The 19,160-nt window shown below is 63.3% G+C and carries 21 protein-coding genes; 11 read left to right on the top strand and 10 right to left on the bottom strand.

Annotation, left to right across the window (positions count from 1 at the left end; all coding sequences use genetic code 11):
- The first annotated feature begins 89 nt into the window (after nucleotides 1–89).
- The gene (locus M3I54_RS22750) at nucleotides 90–1,829 is read left to right on the top strand and encodes a DNA cytosine methyltransferase (RefSeq protein WP_254340031.1); all 1,740 of its coding nucleotides are present in this window, start codon (nucleotides 90–92) and stop codon (nucleotides 1,827–1,829) included.
- Here the strand turns inward: M3I54_RS22750 and M3I54_RS22755 are convergent.
- The gene (locus M3I54_RS22755; protein ID WP_254340033.1) at nucleotides 1,810–2,154 is read right to left on the bottom strand and encodes a hypothetical protein; all 345 of its coding nucleotides are present in this window, start codon (nucleotides 2,152–2,154) and stop codon (nucleotides 1,810–1,812) included. The genes M3I54_RS22750 and M3I54_RS22755 overlap by 20 nt on opposite strands.
- Between M3I54_RS22755 and M3I54_RS22760 the strand changes: the two genes are divergently transcribed.
- The 4 genes from M3I54_RS22760 to M3I54_RS22775 are packed head-to-tail and all read left to right on the top strand — an operon-like array spanning nucleotide 2,114 to nucleotide 4,816.
- A complete protein-coding gene (locus M3I54_RS22760) occupies nucleotides 2,114–3,115 on the top strand; it encodes a hypothetical protein (RefSeq protein WP_254340035.1) in 1,002 nt (333 codons plus the stop codon). The genes M3I54_RS22755 and M3I54_RS22760 overlap by 41 nt on opposite strands.
- A complete protein-coding gene (locus M3I54_RS22765) occupies nucleotides 3,115–3,516 on the top strand; it encodes an antitermination protein (RefSeq protein ID WP_254340037.1) in 402 nt (133 codons plus the stop codon). The genes M3I54_RS22760 and M3I54_RS22765 overlap by 1 nt, the downstream gene beginning before the upstream one ends.
- Nucleotides 3,513–3,758: a DUF4224 domain-containing protein gene (locus tag M3I54_RS22770; protein WP_254340045.1), complete on the top strand. Its 246-nt coding sequence runs from the start codon at nucleotides 3,513–3,515 to the stop codon at nucleotides 3,756–3,758. The genes M3I54_RS22765 and M3I54_RS22770 overlap by 4 nt, the downstream gene beginning before the upstream one ends.
- Entirely contained in the window at nucleotides 3,755–4,816 is a 1,062-nt protein-coding gene (locus M3I54_RS22775) for a tyrosine-type recombinase/integrase (protein ID WP_254340053.1), read from the top strand. Before M3I54_RS22770 ends, M3I54_RS22775 begins: the two co-directional genes overlap by 4 nt.
- 180 nt (nucleotides 4,817–4,996) lie before the next feature.
- Here M3I54_RS22775 and M3I54_RS22780 read toward each other — a convergent pair whose 3' ends face one another.
- Nucleotides 4,997–5,308 (bottom strand): hypothetical protein, encoded by a 312-nt coding sequence (locus M3I54_RS22780; protein WP_254340055.1) that lies wholly within the window; start codon nucleotides 5,306–5,308, stop codon nucleotides 4,997–4,999.
- A 249-nt stretch (nucleotides 5,309–5,557) separates the two neighbouring features.
- On the opposite strand from M3I54_RS22780, the gene M3I54_RS22785 reads away from it, so the two are divergent.
- The 4 genes from M3I54_RS22785 to M3I54_RS22800 all read left to right on the top strand — a co-directional run bounded on the left by M3I54_RS22785 (nucleotide 5,558) and on the right by M3I54_RS22800 (nucleotide 7,903).
- The gene (locus M3I54_RS22785; RefSeq protein WP_254340057.1) at nucleotides 5,558–6,190 is read left to right on the top strand and encodes a TetR/AcrR family transcriptional regulator; all 633 of its coding nucleotides are present in this window, start codon (nucleotides 5,558–5,560) and stop codon (nucleotides 6,188–6,190) included.
- Between the two features lie 59 nt (nucleotides 6,191–6,249).
- A complete protein-coding gene (locus M3I54_RS22790; protein WP_254340060.1) occupies nucleotides 6,250–6,993 on the top strand; it encodes a Pr6Pr family membrane protein in 744 nt (247 codons plus the stop codon).
- A gap of 23 nt (nucleotides 6,994–7,016) precedes the next feature.
- Nucleotides 7,017–7,526 (top strand): DUF1697 domain-containing protein, encoded by a 510-nt coding sequence (locus M3I54_RS22795; protein ID WP_254340061.1) that lies wholly within the window; start codon nucleotides 7,017–7,019, stop codon nucleotides 7,524–7,526.
- A gap of 71 nt (nucleotides 7,527–7,597) precedes the next feature.
- Nucleotides 7,598–7,903 (top strand): NIPSNAP family protein, encoded by a 306-nt coding sequence (locus M3I54_RS22800; RefSeq protein WP_254340063.1) that lies wholly within the window; start codon nucleotides 7,598–7,600, stop codon nucleotides 7,901–7,903.
- 147 nt (nucleotides 7,904–8,050) lie between these two features.
- Here M3I54_RS22800 and M3I54_RS22805 read toward each other — a convergent pair whose 3' ends face one another.
- The 4 genes from M3I54_RS22805 to M3I54_RS22820 are packed head-to-tail and all read right to left on the bottom strand — an operon-like array spanning nucleotide 8,051 to nucleotide 13,173.
- Nucleotides 8,051–9,343, bottom strand: a complete 1,293-nt coding sequence (locus M3I54_RS22805) for an MFS transporter (protein ID WP_254340065.1) — start codon at nucleotides 9,341–9,343, stop codon at nucleotides 8,051–8,053.
- 17 nt (nucleotides 9,344–9,360) lie between these two features.
- A complete protein-coding gene (locus M3I54_RS22810; RefSeq protein WP_254340067.1) occupies nucleotides 9,361–9,912 on the bottom strand; it encodes a GAF domain-containing protein in 552 nt (183 codons plus the stop codon).
- A 30-nt stretch (nucleotides 9,913–9,942) separates the two neighbouring features.
- Nucleotides 9,943–11,355 (bottom strand): MFS transporter, encoded by a 1,413-nt coding sequence (locus tag M3I54_RS22815; protein WP_254340068.1) that lies wholly within the window; start codon nucleotides 11,353–11,355, stop codon nucleotides 9,943–9,945.
- A 33-nt stretch (nucleotides 11,356–11,388) separates the two neighbouring features.
- Entirely contained in the window at nucleotides 11,389–13,173 is a 1,785-nt protein-coding gene (locus tag M3I54_RS22820) for a gamma-glutamyltransferase family protein (RefSeq protein WP_254340070.1), read from the bottom strand.
- Nucleotides 13,174–13,398: 225 nt separating this feature from the next.
- Here M3I54_RS22820 and M3I54_RS22825 point away from each other — a divergent pair, with 225 nt between their 5' ends.
- Nucleotides 13,399–14,049 (top strand): FadR/GntR family transcriptional regulator, encoded by a 651-nt coding sequence (locus M3I54_RS22825; protein ID WP_254340072.1) that lies wholly within the window; start codon nucleotides 13,399–13,401, stop codon nucleotides 14,047–14,049.
- 27 nt (nucleotides 14,050–14,076) lie between these two features.
- Here the strand turns inward: M3I54_RS22825 and M3I54_RS22830 are convergent, their stop codons facing one another.
- Nucleotides 14,077–14,601 (bottom strand): heme-binding protein, encoded by a 525-nt coding sequence (locus M3I54_RS22830; RefSeq protein ID WP_254340074.1) that lies wholly within the window; start codon nucleotides 14,599–14,601, stop codon nucleotides 14,077–14,079.
- Between the two features lie 98 nt (nucleotides 14,602–14,699).
- Nucleotides 14,700–15,896, bottom strand: a complete 1,197-nt coding sequence (locus tag M3I54_RS22835; RefSeq protein ID WP_254340076.1) for an NnrS family protein — start codon at nucleotides 15,894–15,896, stop codon at nucleotides 14,700–14,702.
- Between M3I54_RS22835 and M3I54_RS22840 the strand changes: the two genes are divergently transcribed.
- Nucleotides 15,895–16,146: a hypothetical protein gene (locus tag M3I54_RS22840; protein WP_254340078.1), complete on the top strand. Its 252-nt coding sequence runs from the start codon at nucleotides 15,895–15,897 to the stop codon at nucleotides 16,144–16,146. The two genes, M3I54_RS22835 and M3I54_RS22840, sit on opposite strands and share 2 nt — an antisense overlap.
- Before the next feature lie 378 nt (nucleotides 16,147–16,524).
- Here M3I54_RS22840 and M3I54_RS22845 read toward each other — a convergent pair whose 3' ends face one another.
- Both M3I54_RS22845 and M3I54_RS22850 read right to left on the bottom strand, forming a co-directional pair.
- Nucleotides 16,525–17,670, bottom strand: a complete 1,146-nt coding sequence (locus M3I54_RS22845) for a branched-chain amino acid ABC transporter substrate-binding protein (protein ID WP_375542191.1) — start codon at nucleotides 17,668–17,670, stop codon at nucleotides 16,525–16,527.
- Nucleotides 17,671–17,799: 129 nt separating this feature from the next.
- Nucleotides 17,800–19,155 (bottom strand): amidase, encoded by a 1,356-nt coding sequence (locus M3I54_RS22850; RefSeq protein ID WP_254340080.1) that lies wholly within the window; start codon nucleotides 19,153–19,155, stop codon nucleotides 17,800–17,802.
- Nucleotides 19,156–19,160: the final 5 nt, after the last annotated feature.

The raw sequence follows: 19,160 nt of genomic DNA on the forward strand, positions 1-19,160 counted from the left end.
AGGTTCCGTGGCGCAGGGAGGCTCCTGTGTTGCGGCGTGTTTGGCCGGCGCCTGTACGGGCCGGTCCTTTTTCCCGCGGACAAGAAACAATGAAACGCGATCTGATTTCACTCCCGCTCGACCTTGGCAGCGAACTCATCATCGATAACTTCGCCGGCGGCGGCGGCGCGTCGACGGGCCTCGAGCGCGCATTCGGGCGACCGGTCGACGTTGCGATCAACCACGATCCCGAAGCGCTCGCCATGCACGCGGCGAACCATCCGCATACGACGCACTATTGCGAGAGCGTGTTCGACGTCGATCCCATCGCCATCACCGGCAACCAGCCCGTCGCGCTCGTCTGGCTGTCGCCGGACTGTAAGCACTTCAGCAAGGCGAAGGGCGGCAAGCCTGTGTCGAAGAAGATCCGCGGGCTCGCATGGATCGCACTGCGCTGGGCGGCGAAGGTAAAGCCACGCGTGATCATGCTCGAGAACGTTGAGGAATTCCAGACGTGGGGCCCGCTGAACGCCGATGGGATGCCGTGCCCAAAGAACCGCGGCCGCACGTTCCGTTCGTTCGTGAATGCGCTGCGACGCCAGGGCTATGTTGTTGACTGGCGCGAGCTGCGCGCGTGCGACTACGGCGCTCCGACGATCCGCAAGCGCCTGTTCCTCGTAGCGCGCCGCGACCATCTGCCGATCGTCTGGCCCACGCCGACGCATGGCGACCCGAAGAGCTCCCCTGTTCGCGCGGGAAAGCTGCAGCCGTGGCGCACCGCGGCAGACTGCATCGACTGGTCGCTGCCATGTCCGTCGATCTTCGAGCGCGCCAAGCCGCTGAAGGACGCAACGCTGCGTCGCGTGGCGAAGGGGATCATGAAGTTCGTCGTGAACACCCCGGCGCCGTTCATCGCGTCGTACTACAGCGACGACGAGCGCTTTCGCGGCGCAGCGCTCGACATGCCGCTCGGGACGACCACCACTGCAAATCGATTCGCCATCGTCGCGCCGACCCTGATGCACGTCACGCATCATGGCAGCGATCGCACCGCGCCGGTTGACGCGCCGATCGCGACGGTCACCGGCGCGCATCGCGGCGAACAAGCGCTCGTGACGGCGCACATCACGAAATTTCGAGCGAATAGCGTTGGCAGCGCAGTCGACGCGCCGCTGCATACCGTGACCGCGGGCGGCGATTGCGCTCGCCCGGCCGGCGCCGCGCACGCCATGGGGATCGTCTCCGCAACGCTGATCCAGACGGGCTACGGCGAGCGCGAAGGGCAAGAACCGCGTGTGCCTGGTCTCGACAAGCCGCTCGGGACCGCCGTCGCGGGCGGCGTGAAGCACGCTGTCGTTTCGGCGTTCCTTGCGAAGCACTACGGCGGCCATGAATCGTCCGGTGCTGCGCTCGATAAGCCGACCGGCACGATCACGACGCAGGACCATCACCATCTCGTCTCGTCGCACCTCGTCAAGCTGCGCAACAACCAGTTCGGCCAGGACGTGCGCGAGCCGATGCCGACGCTCACCGCCGGCGGCGGCCATGTTGGCGAGGTACGCGCGCTCCTGCAGAAGTACCACGGACCCGACGCTCTCGGCATCGTCACCATCGGCGGCGAGCAATACGCGATCATCGACATCGGCATGCGGATGCTTCAGCCGCACGAGTTGAAGCTCGCCCAGGGCTTTCCGGTCAGCTATGTGATCAATCCCGCCATCAACGGGAAGCCGCTGTCCAAGTCGTCGCAGGTTCGCATGATCGGCAACAGCGTATGCCCCGACGTCGCCACCGCGCTGATCGTCGCGAACTTCGCGCACGAAAAGCAAATCACTGGCGTAGCCGCCTGAGGGAAACATGCCCTGCACGCCCTTTCGCCTTCCTGGTGGCATCTCCGGAATCGTCTGCACGCGCGGCCGCAAAAAAGTGCATCGCTGCTCGGTCGAAGGCTGCAGCGCGCCGAGCGGTTTCCAGTGCGACTACCGTGCGAAGCAGGGAAAGACCTGCGATCGCCACCTGTGTGCCGTGCACGCGCATCAGGTCGGCGCGGACGTCCACTTTTGCCCCGCGCATCTGGCGGAATCGAGTGGCAAGAAACAGGGCGATCTGTTCGCCTAACACGAGGATTGAACTGATGGATACCTCAAACAAATACCGCAAGAAGCCCGTCGTCATCGAAGCGTTCCAATTGCCCATCGCGCCCGTCGATGGCACCACGAATGAAGAGCATGAGAATGCTGTCTGGTCGTTCGTCGCATGGGCGAATCAGGCCAAATTCAAGAACTGGACCAGCGAGCGCGACGGCGCGCTTTCGATTGAAACACTCGAAGGCACCATGACGGCACAGCCCGGCGACTGGATCATCAAGGGCGTGAAAGGCGAGTTCTACCCTTGCAAGCCCGACATCTTCTCGGCCACGTATGAACGCTCCGCTCTCGCCCCTTCCGATGCGGCGGGAGCGCACGAGGCCGTCGCCTACTGTCGCCGTGACACCGTACTGAACTGGAAAGGACAGATCGTCAACGCTGCCATGATGTTTCCATCGCCGGCCGGGTTGAAAGATCCTATTGCGCTCTACGCCGCTCCCGTCGCCCCTGCTGCGGTAGCACAAACCGATAATTACGCGGCGTTCGAATGGCCGAACCCTTCCGCCTGGCGAGATAAGCACGAGACGAGCGACCTCTATGCGCGCATCCCGAACCCGGAGCAGATCGACGCGGAGGCGCTATACACCGCCAGTCAGGTGCGCGAAATGTTCGCCCGCGCCGTCCATACGCCTACCGTCGCCGCAGATGCGGTAGCGCCGAATCCGCATCCCGAATACACGCGAGGCTGGCAGGACTGTCTGGAAATGCATATCGCTCCCGGTGCTGCAGGTCTCAATGTACCCGCGCTCGCGCCGCGCGATCAGTCGAAGTGCTGTGACACTCCGGCCTATTGTTCGAGCGTTCGCCGGTGCACCGCCAAGGATACGCAGCCCGACGAGCGCGGGGCTTTCGAGCAGTTCTTGCGCGATAAAAAGTTCCCCGTGCTGCCTGTTTGGCAAAACGGCAAGCCGCATCAGAACTATGCGCTCGAAGTGATGTGGGATTCTTGGCAAGCTCGCGCATCAGCACCGCAAGCAGGAGACAACTGATGAGCCGCGCGCACAAAGCCTTCGGCTCCCAGACCGTCGACCGGGTTAGCGAGTGCATGTCGGACGGCGTAGCGCGCACCGCGCGCGAGGTCGCCGAGGCCACCGGCCTGCGTGACACGGGCATCTCCGGCGTGATGCGACACCTTGAGGCGAAGCATCAGGCGCACATCGTCGACTGGCCGCTGAGCCGTCATGGCAAGCCCACAGCGCGGTGGAAGTTCGGCAACGGCAAGAGCGCGCCTCGGCCACCGGCGAAGAGGGCCATCGGAGGCAACGCCTGGCGAAAGATGCACGCGGCCCGCTCGCCGAAGACAGAGCCGACGCCTTGGCACGAGACGTTCAAGCCGTTTCGGGATCCGATGGTTGAGGCGTTCTTTGGCGAGTATCGGAGCGCGGCATGAGCGACCGATTGATGAGTGCAGACGATATCGAGCGCGTGACTGGAAAGAAGCGCTACGGCAAACAAGCCGACTGGTTCAAGGCCCAGTTCGGGATCACAGTGGTGCGCTGTGGTGACGGTAGCCCGGTGATAACATGGGCGACCTTCGAAGCCCTCCAGGCGAAGAAAGCCGGGCTCACGAGCGCACCGATAAAAGAAGAACGCCCGGCCCTGCGGCCGGCAATCCTACGGGCAGTCAAATGAACGCAGCACGCCGCCGCGCCGTCCCTGATGGCCTCCCCAATCGGGTCTATTCCAAGAGCGGGAGCTATTACTGGTTCCCCAAGGGCGCCGGCTGGATCAAGCTCTGTCGCGTCGAGGATGGCGAGTTGCGCATGCTCGAGCGGCTGGCTGAAGAGAAGCGCAAGCACGAACCGGCGGCGATCGGTTCTGGCAACGTTCCCCCCCTTGTCGATGAGTACGTGCGCGAGCGCCGGAAGCAGCACCGCGAAAAGAGCTGGCCGCTCTACGGAAACTACGTCAAGAATGGCTTCGCCGACGTGAATATAGATCAGGTCGACAACGCAATGGTTGTCGAATTCCTGCGCGACAACTACGAAGAGAAGCTGCATATGAAGCGCATCATGCGTGCGTTCATGACCGGCTTTTTCCAGTGGTGCCGCGAGAAGCGTTACCTGGTCGGCGAGAACCCCTGCAACGGAATTCGTCTGAAGGTTCCGAAGGTGCGCGACGTCTACATCACGCATGAGCACTTCGCGGCGATCCGCGCGCAACTGACCAATCCGATGATGCTGTGTTTCGTCGACCTCTGTTACCTCACTGTGCAGCGATCGACAGAGATCCGTGTGCTGCGGTGGAAGAAGGAAGGCGACGAGAGTAGTTGGGTAGACCGCGACAACTGCGTGATTCACTTCCGGCCGTCCAAGACGCGAGACTCGAGCGGCATTGCTGTTGACCTGCCTATCTCGCCTGAGATCGATGCGGTGCTGGAAATGGCCAGAAGCCTCGGCAAGGTCAAAGGCCCGAACGTGATCCATAAGAGGAATGGTAGCGCGTGGACGGCCTCAGGAGCGCTCAAGGCATGGCGTGAGGCATGCAACCGGGCCAATCTTCAGGAGTTTGGATACACGATCAAGGATATCCGGGCCAAAGCGCTGACGGATGCTCGCCGGGCTGGATACGACGTGGATGCCCTTCAGGTGGCTGCGGCCCATGCCGACAAGGCCACGACCGAGATCTATTTCAAGGACCGGGATGTCCCTGTGAGCAATGTTCGCCTCGCCATTCCGAAGTCGGCTTGAAGCAAAAATATTAGAAAGCGCTGGGAAGAATATTAGAAAGCCCCCGCTGGGCGGGGGTTAGCGAGCAAAGCCGCTGAATCCATATCAGGAGGAGACATGGAGGAGACGGAATAAGTCTAGGGTTTTCCCTTAAGCTGCGCAACTGTTTTTTTCTCGTCCTTGCCGCAGCCTGCCTCGGCCTCAATCGGCGCGCTTTTCCCGCTGAACCGCGCCGAAATGGAACGCAAGAAAAAGCCCCATGACGAGCCCGCCCGCCAGCACCGCCACGACGTCCTCGCGCGTTGCAGGCTGCTGCAGGCGGCCCGTGCCCAGCGCGATCGCGATCGCGATATTCACGAAGCCCCAAACCACGTTGACGATGGGCGACGAGTCGCCCCGCCCGCGCGGACGTGCGAAGGGCGTGGGAAAAGGCAGCCCCTGCAGGCCAGAAGCCAGATGCGGGATCGCGTTGCAAAAGAACGCGCCAGCGAAAAAGAGCCACACGTACGGCATGTCGCAACCTCGAACGTTCGAACAGAAAGGCGCAGGGTGGTGGCGGCATCGGCGATGAGCGCCGCGCCGAAATGCGAGGATATCCTCGCGAATCATCGTAGAGAGTAACCTCGCATAAGTCAATGCATCGAGGAGCACTCGACGCGTATCCGCTTGCATTCAAGCATTCTTGCGCGTTGCCGCGGAAGGCGTTACGCATGCTAATATGCGAGGAATTACCCTCACATCCTCGCATTTGAAGAAAACGCCATGACGTCCTCCACGCCTGTAGCGGGAACCGCGCGCCCCACCGAGCCCAAACGCGAAAGGGGCCGCCAGCGCGTGGCCGCGATCATGGACGCCGCTGTTGCCGTCTTCACGGAGAAGGGTTACGACGCCGCCACCATGACCGAAATTGCGTCGCGCTCATCGACGGCAATCGGCTCGCTATACCGCTTCTTTCCGACCAAAGAGGCGCTGGCCGAAGCGCTGTTGCTGCGTTACGCACAGCAGGCAAAGAACGGACTCGCCGAACTGGAGCAACAGGTCCCGGAGATGACGCTCGAGGCCGTAGCCGATGCGCTCGTCGATTTCGTGCTGCTGTTGCAATCTCAACGCAGCTTTGCCGTTGCACTCGTCGACGCCCGCAGCGGCAGCGACGACCACCGCAAACGCTTTCGCGAAGCCATGCGCGGCGGCGTTGCCGACATCCTGAGCCGCGCGATAGCGCATCTCAAGCCGGCCAGGGCAAAAGTCATGGCGATCGTGCTGATCCACATGCTCAAGGGCGTCGCCAGCATCGCCAACGAAGCACCATCGTCGCGGGCCGTGCTGATGGCCGAACTGCGCGATCTCGTGCGCCTGTATCTCGTTTCGGCTTCGGAGCGCGCCGGCGGCAAATAGCCTGCCGCCGGGGAAAGCGGCTTCAGACGCGCATGATCTTTGTGCGCTACCATCGCTGCATGCCCGAACAACCGCTACCCGCACGCGCGGCTGCCGTGCCGCTCACCGCCACGGCGCAGCCTCAAAGCCCCTACGCCATCGCTTTGGCGGGTGCGATCGCGCTGCTCGCATGGGGGGCGCTCGCCGCGCAAACCGACATTACGGTCCAGCGCATGGTGCTGCGCGGCTTCGACACGGTCGAGGCCATTGGCAGGCTTTCGGCCTACCTGACCAATCTCACGGTGTTGCTCGTCGCGCTCACCTTCACCTGCATCGCGCTGCGCGTGCGCACGTGGCCGGCACGCCTGCTCCGCGCTCCGGGCGCAGTGAGTGCAGTGACGGTGTATATCGTGTTCGTTGGCATTGCTTACAATCTGCTGCTGCGGCATCTCTGGACGCCGCACGGTTATCGCGCGCTGCTCAACGAGAGCCTGCACAGCCTGATCCCGCTGTTGTGCGCGGCGTATTGGCTGCTGTTCGTACCGCGCTTCACCCTCAGTGCTCGCGATCGCCTCGCCTGGCTCGTCTATCCGCTGGGCTACCTTGCCGTCACCTTCTGGCGCGGCAGCGAGACCGACTTCTACCCCTATCCGTTCATCAACGTCGCTCAGCTCGGCTATGCACACGTGCTCGTCAACAGCGCCTTGCTGCTCGCCGCCTTCATGATGCTGATGGCGCTCTTCGTGACGATCAACGCGCGCAGGCGCCCCGCCAGCGTGGCAAACGAAGGGTTCGCTGCAACCGACTTGCGGCACCCTGACTAACTCGCGACTTCCCGATCAATACGATGCCCGTCTATATCGCCCTGCTACGCGCCGTGAATGTCGGCGGAACCGGCAAGCTCCCCATGCCCGAACTTCGCGGCATGTGCGAAGCGCTCGGGTTCGCGCACGTGCGCACCTATATCGCGAGCGGCAACGTGGTGTTCGAGAGCCGGTTGGCCGAAGCATCGGTGAAAAAGAAGCTCGAGCAGAGCCTGGAGGCTTATGCAGGCAAAGCCGTTGGCATAGTGGTGCGTACTGCGGCGGAACTGGCCGCGGTACTGCAGGGCAACCCGTTTCCCGCCGCCGCGCCCGATCGCACTGTCGCCATCTTTCTCGACACGCCGCCGCCCGCGGACGCATTCGATAACGTGAGCGGGCAGGAGGCGGAAGAATTCCGCTTGGGCGCTCGCGAGATCTATGTGTTTTACAAGGACGGTATCGGACGATCGAAGCTCAAAATCGCTGCGGCGAAGGCCGGGACGTCGCGCAACATGAATACCGTGGCGAAGCTTCTGGAGATGGCGCAAGCGTGAGCTGCCCTTGACTTGCGCTGCGCTTTGAAGGACAGCGCAAGACCTTACTTCAACGCCCCAAAGAACAACCCATGATTACCTGCTATCTGCGTTACGTAATCGATCCATACCGGCTCGAAGAATTCGAAACGTACGCCAAAATGTGGATTCCGCTCGTGGAAAAGTTTGGCGGCAAGCATCACGGCTACTTCCTGCCTTCCGAGGGCGCCAACAATATCGCGCTCGCACTCTTTTCGTTTGCGAGCCTCGCGGCCTATGAAACGTACCGCGCCGATTCGATGAAAGACGCCGAGTGCCAGGCCGCATTCCGCTATGCCGCCGATACGCGTTGCATCGTGAGTTACGAGCGGAGTTTTTTCAGGCCGGTGTTGGCATAGCGCAAATCAACTGCATGGCACGCGGAGGCGGTACGGTTAGCCGAAAATGCCGGCCGCGTTTTCAAGCCCCCCCGCAAAGCCGTTCACGAAAACGTTCTGCAGTGCGTGCGGCGAGTTCCTGTTTGGGACCAATCGCCCCGGCGTGCATCACCCCCTGCCAGTCGCCGCCGCCAAAGCCCCCTGGCGCGTCTCCCCACTCGCTTGCACCGGATCGCCTTCGCTCGTATCGTGCAGGCGGTCCGGAATGAACAGCGCCATCACACCGCTCAGGAAAAACACCGCGCCAACCACGAGAAAGCCCATGCCGATCGAAAACTGCGTAGCGATATAGCCGATCACCACAGGCGCCGCGCCCGAACAAAAGCGCCCCACGTTATACGAACCGCCCACAGCCGTGCCGCGAATACGCGTTTCGAAGCTCTCCGACATGAACGTGCCGATCGTGCCCAGCGGCACGCCATAGAGAAAGCCGAATACGAGCATCAGCCACGCAATGTTCTCGCGGGTATGGAAGAGCACCATCACGGGAAGAAAGACGGCTGCACCGATACAGCCCAGCACATACACGCCACGCCGGCTCCAGCGGTCGCCTAGCCAGCCCGCCACGATCTTGCCGATGAACGCAACGACCCACGTCGCGGTCATGTACCCCGTCATCGAGCTGAATTTGATGTGCAATTCGCTTTCCAGATACGTGGGCAACCAGTTGTTCAAGCCATAGAACCCGGAAAGCGCAAACACGGAAGCGAGCGACCAGAAGATGAACATCCTGCGCGCCTCGCGGTCCGCGAAAATCAATGCGTAGCGGTTGTCGTGCCAGCGGCGGCCGCTCGGGCGAGCCGCGGCCTCGCTCATGCGCCAGCTCGGCGGCTCGGGCACGAAGAAGTGAATCGCCACCGCGAGCAGCACGGGCGCCGCCGCCACATAAAACAGCATGCGCCAACTGTAGTGCGGCAAGATCCAGGTGCTGAGCGCGATCACCGTGATATAGCCCGCGGAAATCGCCGTTTGCAGCATGCCGAGTATCAGCGAGCGCCGCGCCATGGGCACGTATTCGGCCACGAGCGTGCTCACCAGCACCATGCAGCCAATGCCCATCGAGCTGATGAAGCGCACGACCGCGAATTCGACGAAGCTGTGCGTGAGACCGAGCAGACCCGCGCCCACCGAGAACAGCATCATCGCCCAGACCACCACGCGCACGCGCCCGAACGAGTCGCTCGCCCAGCCGCCGAGAATACCGCCAATCGCCATGCCGAGCAGCGTCAAACTGCCGAGCGCGCCCGCCTCGACATTGGTCAAGCCGAATTCGCTCTTGATGCGCGTGAGTGTCAGGCCGTACATCATGACGTCCGCGCCGTCGACCAGCAGCGCGAGATAGCCGAGCGCAAAGACGAGCGGCCAGCGATTGGCGTTTCCTGCAGATGTCGTTGTCTTCATCAACAAGGGTCCTGCGATCAGGGGCTTGAATGGGCTGCGAAAGACATGCCGTGCGCCACGAGCGCAGGCGCGAGAAACGCGCCGAGCAGCAGGCCCGTTTCCTCGTGTTGCGCGGTGTACCAGCCCTCCACATGCGTAAGGTTCATCGTTCCGACACAACGGCCGTTATAGGCCACCGGTATGTTCAGAATCGAGCCGAGCCCCATCGCCGTCATCACCGCGTGATCGTCGAAGGCTTCGCGCAGGGCCTGGGGCGTCGTGGCGCGAAACGGTTCGAGATCCGAAAGAATGCGCTGTGCCCAGGGCGTGCCGCTTTTCTTCTTACGTCCGCCCGGAGGGTAGACGTCAGGCATGTTCGTGAACACGCGTTCCACCTCCTGGTTCCCGGCGTCATAGGCCATGATCGTGAAGAGGCGAAAGCCGATCGCTTCGGAGGCGACGGCACACACTTCGCGGAAAATCGCGTCCGGTTGCCCGGGCTGGCGAATGACGCGCGAAAGGCGCGCGAGCGTGGCAATCTCGCGTTGCAGCGCATAGGGTTCGATCACAAGGGAAAGAGGCGTTTGCATGGGACGTTCGAGAGTGAGAATAGCGCGCGCTCAGCCGCGCAGCCCGTCGCGGGCAAGCGGCTTGTGCGCATCGAAGTCCGCCTGCGCACCGCTCGCCTCGATGTCTTCGAGCGAACGATTGCGGGTTTCGATGCCGAGGAAGAACACGACGCAAGCGCCAGCTAGCAGCACAGTGGTCGTCATGGCGAACACGCCGAAAAAGCCGAACGCCGGATACACGATACCGACCAGTATAGGCGCGCTCACCGAGCCAATACGACCGAACGAAGACGAAGATCCTGTGCCGGTCGTGCGTACGGCCGTAGGGAAGACCTCCGGCGTATAGGCATAGACGCCCGCAAACGCGCCATTCATGAAGAACGAGAGACACACGCCCGCGACCATGATCTGCACACCGGTATGCGAGAAAGCCAGCGCAATCGCAGCAACCCCGCCAAGCGTCATGGCAGAGGCCACGACGCCCTTGCGGCCGATACGCTCATTGAGCCATGCCGCCGAGAAATAACCGGGAATCTGCGCGCCGTAGATCGCAATCGAATAGCCAAAGCTCTTCGTGAGCGTCAGACCTTCCTTCACAAGCAGGCTCGGAATCCACGAGAAGAACGAGTAGTACGCGAACGCCACCGAGAACCACATCAGCCAGCTCACCGCCGTCGTGCCCACAAGCCGGCGCGAAAACAGCGTCAGCACGTTCTGCAGCGCACTGCCGCTGCCCTGCGCCGCGGCGGGAATCGCGCCCACCGAGCCGAGCGGCGCCAGCGCAATGCCTTCCTGCCCGTAGCGCGACTCGATTGCCCGCACGATGCTGTCGGCTTCGGCGGAGCGTCCGCGGCTTTCGAGCCAGCGCGGCGACTCGGGCAACGTTCTGCGCCACCAGAGCAGCATCACCACCGGCAGCGAGGTCAGCACGGCGAGATAGCGCCAGCCGTCTGCGAAATTGCGCACGACGGTATAGCCAAGAATCGACGAACTTAGATATCCAAACGACATGAATCCGACGAGCGCGCCGCAGAACATGCCGCGATAGCGCCGCGGCACGAATTCCGCCAGGAACGGTGCGATCACAACGGTTTCCGCGCCCGAACCGAAGCCCGCGAGCATACGCAGCGCGAAAAAAGTGTGCCAGTCGTGCGCCGTGGCGCTCGCCATGGACGCCGCGCAATAGACTGCCAGCGCGCTCATCATGATGCGGCGGCGCCCAATCACGTCGGCCAGCACGCCCGAGAGAAACGCACCGAAAAAATAGCCGATATACGTGCTGCTCGCGACGAGTCCCGTTTCGGCGCTCGTCAATTGCCATAGCTTGCTCACGACCGGCAGCAAAAAGGCGAGCGACGAAGAGTCCAACCCGTCGAACATGTAGCCGAGGCCGCCGATCAGCAGCAGTTTGCGATGGAAGCCCGCGAGCGGCAGTCTTTCGAGTCGGGCAGCGACGTTGGACATGGTGGGTCGATTCCGGTTGAGCGTGGCGCGTGTTCAACGGCCAATCGCATAAGCCTGCATCTGGCGCGGCGTGGCCGCGCCGCGCATGAGGCCGTTGCGTATGCCCACCGCACACACGCGCCCGAGCCCCCACGGCTCGGCCACGGTGAGGTCGTGGCCGCGCGCTCGCAACCCGGCGAGCGTGGCTTCCGGAAAGCGCGACTCGGCCGACATCTTGCCGAGCTGCATCGAGCGCGGATAGAACGAGCCGGGGAAATGCGCGGTCTGAAACGAGGGTGCGTCCACGGCGGCCTGCAGGTTCATGCCCGCATGCACGTGCCGCAGGAACAGTTGCATCGACCACTGATCCTGCTGATCGCCGCCCGGCGTGCCGAACGCCGCGTAGGGCTTGCCCTCGCGCGTGACGAGCGTGGGCGAGAGTGTCGTGCGTGGACGCCGGCGCGGCCCAAGCGACGAAGGCAAGCCCTCTTCCATCCAGAACATCTGCGCGCGCGTGGTGACGTTGAAGCCGAGGCCGGGCACAGCGGGCGACGCCTGCAGCCACCCGCCCGATGGCGTGGCCGACACCATGTTGCCCCAGCGATCGACCACGTCGAGATGAACGGTATCGCCGCGCAATTCGGGCAGCGGCGCGAACGTCGGCTCGCCCTGCCCGAAGCCGCCCGGCTGCTGCCGGCCCGCGTTAGCGAGAATGCGCGCCGCGCGTGCTTCGCTGTCGAGAAGCGGCCCGGGGCGGAATTCGAACGAGGCCTTGTGCGGATCGACAAGACGGCGGCGCGCGTCGTTGTACGCGTCGCTCAGCAGCGTCTGCATCGGCACGTCGGCAAAGCGCGGGTCGCCATAGAACACGTCGCGGTCGGCAAACGCGAGCTTCGACGTTTCGATGACCGTGTGCACGAAATCCGCACCGAACGGATCCATCGCGCCCAGATCGAAGCCCTTGAGCAGCGCGAGTTGTTGCAGGAACATCGGCCCCTGGCCCCACGGTCCTGTCTTGTGCACGCGCAGGCCCGCGTAGTCGTACGAGAGGGCGTCCTCGTAGGTGGGCTCCCAGCGCGCGAGATCGTCCGCATTGAGCAGGCCGCGATTGCGGCGACCCGAGGTGTCGAGCACGTCGGTCGAGCGGAAATACTGGTCGATCGCGTCGGCCACGAAGCCGCGGTAGAACGCTGAGCGCGCGAGTTCGCACTGCTCGGCGCGCTCGCTTTTCGCGCTCGCCTCCCGCAGGATGCGGCGGTACGTGGCTGCAATGGCGGGATTGGCGAACAGCGCGTTCGCGGCGGGAGCGTCGCCGTTGCGCAGCCATTGCTCGGCGGAGGTCGTCCATTCGCTGAGGAAGAAGTCCTTGATCGCGAGAATCGATGCGCACATGCGCGGCAGCACCGGATAACCGTTCTCAGCGTAGCCGATCGCGTAGCTGAGCACGTCTTCGAGCGGCAATTGCCCGTAATCGCGCAGCATCGTCATCCATGCGCCGAACGCGCCGGGCACCACGGCGGGCAGCAGGCCCGTACCCGGCACGACTTCGAGCCCGAGCGCGCGCATGCGTTCGATCGTCATGGCCGCTGGCGTCACACCCTGGCCGCACAGCACGCGCACGCGGTCTTCCCGCGCGCTGTAGAACACGACGGGCAACTCGCCGCCGGGACCGTTGAGATGCGGCTCGACGATCTGCAGCACGAAACCGGCCGCCGCCGCAGCATCGAACGCGTTGCCGCCCTTCTCGAGCACCGCCATCGCCGATGCGCTGGCGAGCCAATGCGTGGACGCCACCATCCCGAAGGTCCCGATCAGCTCCGGACGCGTTGTAAACGACATCTTCCACTCCCTGTGCGAAAGGTTCGACTCGCGGACGAACCATTCATGATTGGTTCCAAAACCTTTCACGCTCAGCTTACGAAGGAAGATTTTTGGCCGCACCCGGTGTTAACCCTTGAATTCCGATCAAATCCCACGAATTCCGTCAATTCTGGAGACCGCGCGGTTGCGCGCGACAGCACCGCTGCTAGAATCGAACCAACTCATATTGGTTCACACTGCACCATGGAAAGGTCCGCGCTCGACAGCCTGCTTGCCTACATCGCCCAACACCGGTTGAAAGACGGCGACGCACTGCCTCCCGAACGCAAGCTCGCCGAGGACCTCGGCGTGAGCCGCCGTGAACTGCGCGCCGCGCTTGCCTCGCTGGAGGCGTCGGGCCGAATCTGGCGCGGCGTGGGGCGCGGCACTTATCTGGGCGCGCGGCCGCTGAAGTTCGCACCCACACTGCGCGGCCTGCGCTCACGTACGAGCCCGGCCGACATCGCGGAGATGCGCCTCATGTTCGAGCCGGCGTTAGCCGGTCTTGCCGCCGCCAAGGCCACGCCCGAGGATCTGACCGAACTGGAGAAGTGCGCAAAAAGAAACGCGACGGCGAAAAACGATGAGGAGTGGCAACTATGGGATCAGCGCTTTCACCTGCTGATCGCACAGGCCTCGCGCAATCCCGCGATCATTGCCCTCATGGAAGTGATCAACGGCATGCGGGTCAAGCCGACCCAGCGTGAAAAGACCGCGGATCAGGCCACGCGCCATCATTTCGCGCAGCAGCATCAGTCCATCGTCGATGCGATTCTCGCCCGCGACGGCGAAACCGCCGCGCGCTGCATGCGCGAGCATCTGCTGAAGGTGCAGGGATACGGCTCGCCGCATTGACTGAGGAATCTACGGCGCTTCGCACCTTCACTTCACGGTGGAAGCCGCAGCCTTGCACGTTACGGCGTCCTGATCACCCGTGCCACCGCTGCAGCCGATCGCGCCGATCACCTTGCCATCCTCCACTAGCGGAAAGCCGCCGGGCGAAGCCACGAGGCCCTGGTCGAGCGTGGCAACGTAGGCATGACCGCTCTCGAACTGGTTATAGAAAACGCGGGTCTCGCGGCGAAAGCGCGCGGACGTGCGCGCCTTGTTCTGCGAAACCTCGACAGAGGCGTATTGCGCGCCATCCATGCGCTCGAAGGCAACGAGATCGCCATGCGGATCGACCACGGCGATGTTCATTTTCCAGTCGTGCCTGCGCGCCTCGGCTTCAGCAAGCGCAAGCAGATGCTTCGCCGCATCGAGACCAATAGGCAAACCGTAAGGAATGTCGTAAGGCATGCGCTCGGGCACAGCAGCCGCTGGCGGCGTGGAAGCTGTCGTTTGAGCCTGCACGGAGGTTACAAAGACGAGACAGGCCGCGCCTGCGATCTGAACAGAGTGATGCATTGCACACCCTCCTTCATCATCGGGCCCAAGGTGTAACGCGCATCCAGCCCTCGCCAATCAACATACTCGCGCGATGCGCCGGGCGCAAGGCCGATGGCTCAGCCCTCCTTACCATCGACACGCGGCGCAATGAGCCAGGCGGCGTAGCGATAGCAATAGGCCGCAAACGCAACGACCCAGCACGCGCCTGAGGCTTCGATCCAGAACGTGAGCCATTGCGGCGCGAGCCAGGGTCCCACCACGCGAATCACCGCGGCGAGCACGAGCAACGCATAACAGGCGATATCGAAACGGCCCGCCACCAGCTTGCGGCCCGTATGTCCGCGCGCCGTGCGTGTGATCATCGCCATGATCGCGCAGCCGATAGCGCCCACCGTGAACGCGTGAATGGCGAGCGTATGCGCGACGAAACCCAATGCCGCGAGCGCGAGCAGCACGAAGCCGACGGGTATCCACGCATAGGCGATGTGGAGGATGGTCAGGATCGGCCGGTTGCCGGCGCGCCACGAACGCCAGCCCCAGATCCGCGCGCCTTGTGCGCACGCTGCCGCGAGCGCGGCTATCGCGACGAGCACGCCGGAGCCGAGCGCGGCGTCGAGCACGAACGCCAGCGCGCTGAGCGGCATCACCGCGCGCTCGACCGCGTTCCAGCGCTGCGCCGTGTAACCGGGCACGGCGTTGGCCGTGAACGACGGAATGATGCGCCCGCCAATGATCGTGATGAACAGCACCAGCACGCCCACGGCGAGATACGCGCTGTGCAGCGCCCAGTCCGCGCGACCAGCCAGCATCGAAAGATGGAACGCCACGTTCAGCGCGGCGAGCATGCCGAGCGCGACCGGCAAAAAGATGTTGTGGCTGTTCTTCGCGCCGATGAGCACGCGCAGCAGCACGAGCGCGCAGGCGGGGAGAAAGAGGCTGTCGACCACGGCGGCGGCGCCAGACGGTGCGTACGCAACGGTGATCCGGCCCGCCAGCCACAGCAGCCATAGCGCCGCCAGCGACTTGCCCTGAGCCGGCGTGACCGACGTCCACGCCCGCACGGCGGTCAGCAAAAAACCCGCCAGGATGGCTGCGCCGAAGCCAAAAATCATCTCGTGCGCGTGCCAGAACATGCCCGGCAGGTACGAACTGAGACCCGGCAACGGGTGGCCGGCATACGCGGCCATCCAGGCCAGCAGCGCCGCGCCGCCAAAAAGCGCGCCACCCAGGTAGAACGGCCGGAAGCCGAGCGCCCACAACGCGAAGCCGCGGCGAGCCGCGGGGGTGGGTTCTTCGATCCGAAAGACGGTCATGATCACTCTCGCCAATACATTCATTCTCAATGCATCTTATATGGACTGGCTGAGAAATGCCGCTGACAACCTGAATGGTGCGGCACAAAAGAGATTGAAAAGTCAGCAAAAAACCCCGAAAAACCGGCGTGGAGCGTGGGCAATAGGCATGAAAAACTGGATGTGCGGTGTAATGTCACCCCCCTTCTTTTCTCAAAAACAACCTCCTGGATCGCGAAATAGCACGATTCCGCCCCATACCTCGGCATAGGTACCCAGGATGCAAACGGTGCGTAAATCAAGTCGACGGAGGAAGTCGGGACGCCTGCGTGAGAATCGCGCAGATCTCGGCCGTCGGCCACGGACAACGGCCGGCGTGTCGCGCCCGTCCCTGTCGCGCCCCCTGATCCGACCTTGAGGTAGAGGCGCCCAAGGCCGGCATTCGAGGTTCATGCGATGACCGCCTCGCTCCGTGACGGGCCGCGAAGCGACTCAATCGATGGGTTGCCAGGCCGATTAGACGCCTCTTCCACTCCGCAAGCGGGCTCTTGATCGCTGGAAGCAACCGTCGCGTTATCGGCCATTGCAGACCCTCAGCTACCGATCCTCATCGGGCGGCTGCACGCTGCCAACCGGCCGTTCGCCCCTCCTACATTCGAATAACATCCATCACCGTCTTCTTCTTGTCCTTGAACCGGTAGATCGTGATTGCCGCATCTTTGAGGTCACCGTGTGGATCGAACGCGATCTTCCCGATCACACCGTCATACTGCGTTGCCGGCATCGCGGCGAGCACCTTCGCGCGATCGGTCGAGTTCGCCCTCTTCATCGCGTCGTAGATCACGTAGACGGCGTCATACGCGAACGGCGCATACGCATCGATCGGCACCTTGTAGCGCGAGGTATAGCGCTGGTCGAACTCCTGCCCCTTCGGCATCTTCGACAACGCAAGGCCCGCCTCGGAACATACGACGTTGCCGATCGCGTCCCCTGCCAAGCTGATCATTTTGTCGGTGCATGCTCCATCACCGCCCAACACGCTCGCCGTGATGCCCAGATTTGCGGCCTGCTTCGCCAGCGGCCCAGCCGTCGCATCCGAGCCGCCATACATGACCACGTCGGGCCGCAAACCCTTGATCTTCGTGAGAATGGCGCGGAAGTCAGTCGCCTTGTCGTTCGTTGCCTCACGCGTGACGATTGTCCCGCCGTCCGCCTTCGCTGCCTTGATGAATTCGTCGGCGAGGCCCTGCCCATATGCGGTCGAATCGTCGATCACAGCAATACGTTTCGCGTGCAGCGAGCCGAGCGCGTAACGAGCAAGCGCTGGCCCCTGCAAGGCATCGGTGGCGACTACGCGAAACGTCGTCTTGTACCCTTGCTGGGTATATGCCGGGTTCGTCGAGCCCTGTGAAATCTGCACGACCTGTGCTTCGCTATAAATGCGCGACGCTGGAATCGACACACCCGAATTGATGTCGCCGACCACGGCCACCACGCCGTCGTCGACCAGTTTCTGGGCGACCTGCGTGCCCGTGCGCGGATCGGCCGCATCATCCTGTGAATCCAGTTTGAACTGCACGGGCCTGCCGCCAATCACGGGATGCTGCAGATTGATTTCGTCGATGGCGAGGCGCGCCGCATTCTCGCTGTCCTTGCCCATGTTTGCGAGCTGACCGGTAAGCGGCGCAGCGTGGCCGATCAGCACGACGGCCGGCGTTGCATCGGCCGCATGCGCCGATGCGTAAATGGCGGCCAGCGCAATCACGCCGGCGAAGGAACGATAGGTCGATTTCACGGCTGCCTCGCTTCAAGAGTGGATGTATCGAATGGTGCTGTGCCGGATGCGATGCGCCTGGAAACCAGTATTCAGTCGCCGTAATTGCACGTCCAACGACAAATTCTTTTCGGCGCCGATAAACAAACCCTATGCCGTCGCGACGTGTGTGCTCGCATGCAGCAAGGCCTCGACGCTGCGTCCCGTCGCCAGAATCGATGCATCGGCGAGCGCGGGCCCGCAAATCGAGAACCCGACAGGCAGTTCGTCTTCGTGATGGCAAGGCAGTGTGAGCGCACAGCCGTCCATGAAATTCACAACAGCCGGATTGCGCAGCACCTTCGCGTTCAGCGCAAAAAAAGCCTCGTCGTCGCGCTCGACGCCGGAAATCGGCGGCGGCACAATCGCAACGGTCGGCATCAGCCATGCATCGAACCTGGCCAGCCGCGTGCGCGCATCGCGCACGAATCGCTCACGCGCGGCAAGCAACTCGATATAGTCAGCGGCGCTGCGCCCCTCGCCTGCTCGCAAACGCTTCAGCACGCGCGGGTCGTAACCCGCGGCGTTGCGTGCAACGTGTTCGCGATGCCACGCCCACGCCTGCGCCGCCGTGATACCCGCGAGCGGAAGACGGCCTGCAACCTCGTGCAACTCGGGAAATGCGAAGTGTTCGACAGAAGCACCCGCACGCCTTAGCATACCGATGACACGATTAAACGCAGTGCTCACGGTTTCGTCCAGTTCGTCCGCGACATAGTCGGAAGTGACGCCGAAGCGCAGCCCGGTCAGCGGGCGCGGTGCGGTATCGAGCGTCTGTGCCGAGATCACACCATCGATGAGCGCGCAACAATCGACGCTGCGAGCGATCGGACCGATCGAATCGAACGACCTGGATAGCGGCACGACCCCATCGAGCGGCACACGGCGTGCCGTCGGCTTGAAACCGACGAGACCGCAGAATGCAGCGGGAATCCGCACGGAGCCGCCCGTATCGGTGCCCAGAGCGGCTGCGACGTGCCCGAGTGCGACGGATGTCGCCGCGCCGGAACTCGATCCGCCGGCAAGACGGCTTGCATCGTACGCATTGACGGGCGTACCGTAGTGGGGATTGAGTCCGAGTCCGGAAAACGCAAACTCGCTCATGTTCGTTCGGCCAACGAACACCGCGCCCGCCTCCCGCAAGCGTGCGACTGCAGCGGCGTCCCGCACGGCAGGTGCTGCCCCGCGCAAAATCCGCGAGCCCGCAGCCGTCACCTGGCCTTTCACATCGAACAGATCTTTCACGGAAATGGGCGCGCCCGCCAACGCCGAAGGCACATAGCCGCGGTCGCGCAACGCGTCGCTGCTGGACGCGGCTTCGCGCGCCGCCTCGCGATCGACGTGCGTGTAAGTCACGCCACCGCGCGCCTGGTCGGCGTCGATGGCAGCGAGACTGCCGTCGAGCGACTCGAGTGCCGAGGTGGTGCGCAGTGCAAACGCGCTGGCCGATTGACGCAGGGTCCTCATCGCGA

The organism is Paraburkholderia sp. CNPSo 3274 (genome assembly GCF_024206475.1).
Classification (GTDB): Bacteria; Pseudomonadota; Gammaproteobacteria; order Burkholderiales; family Burkholderiaceae; genus Paraburkholderia.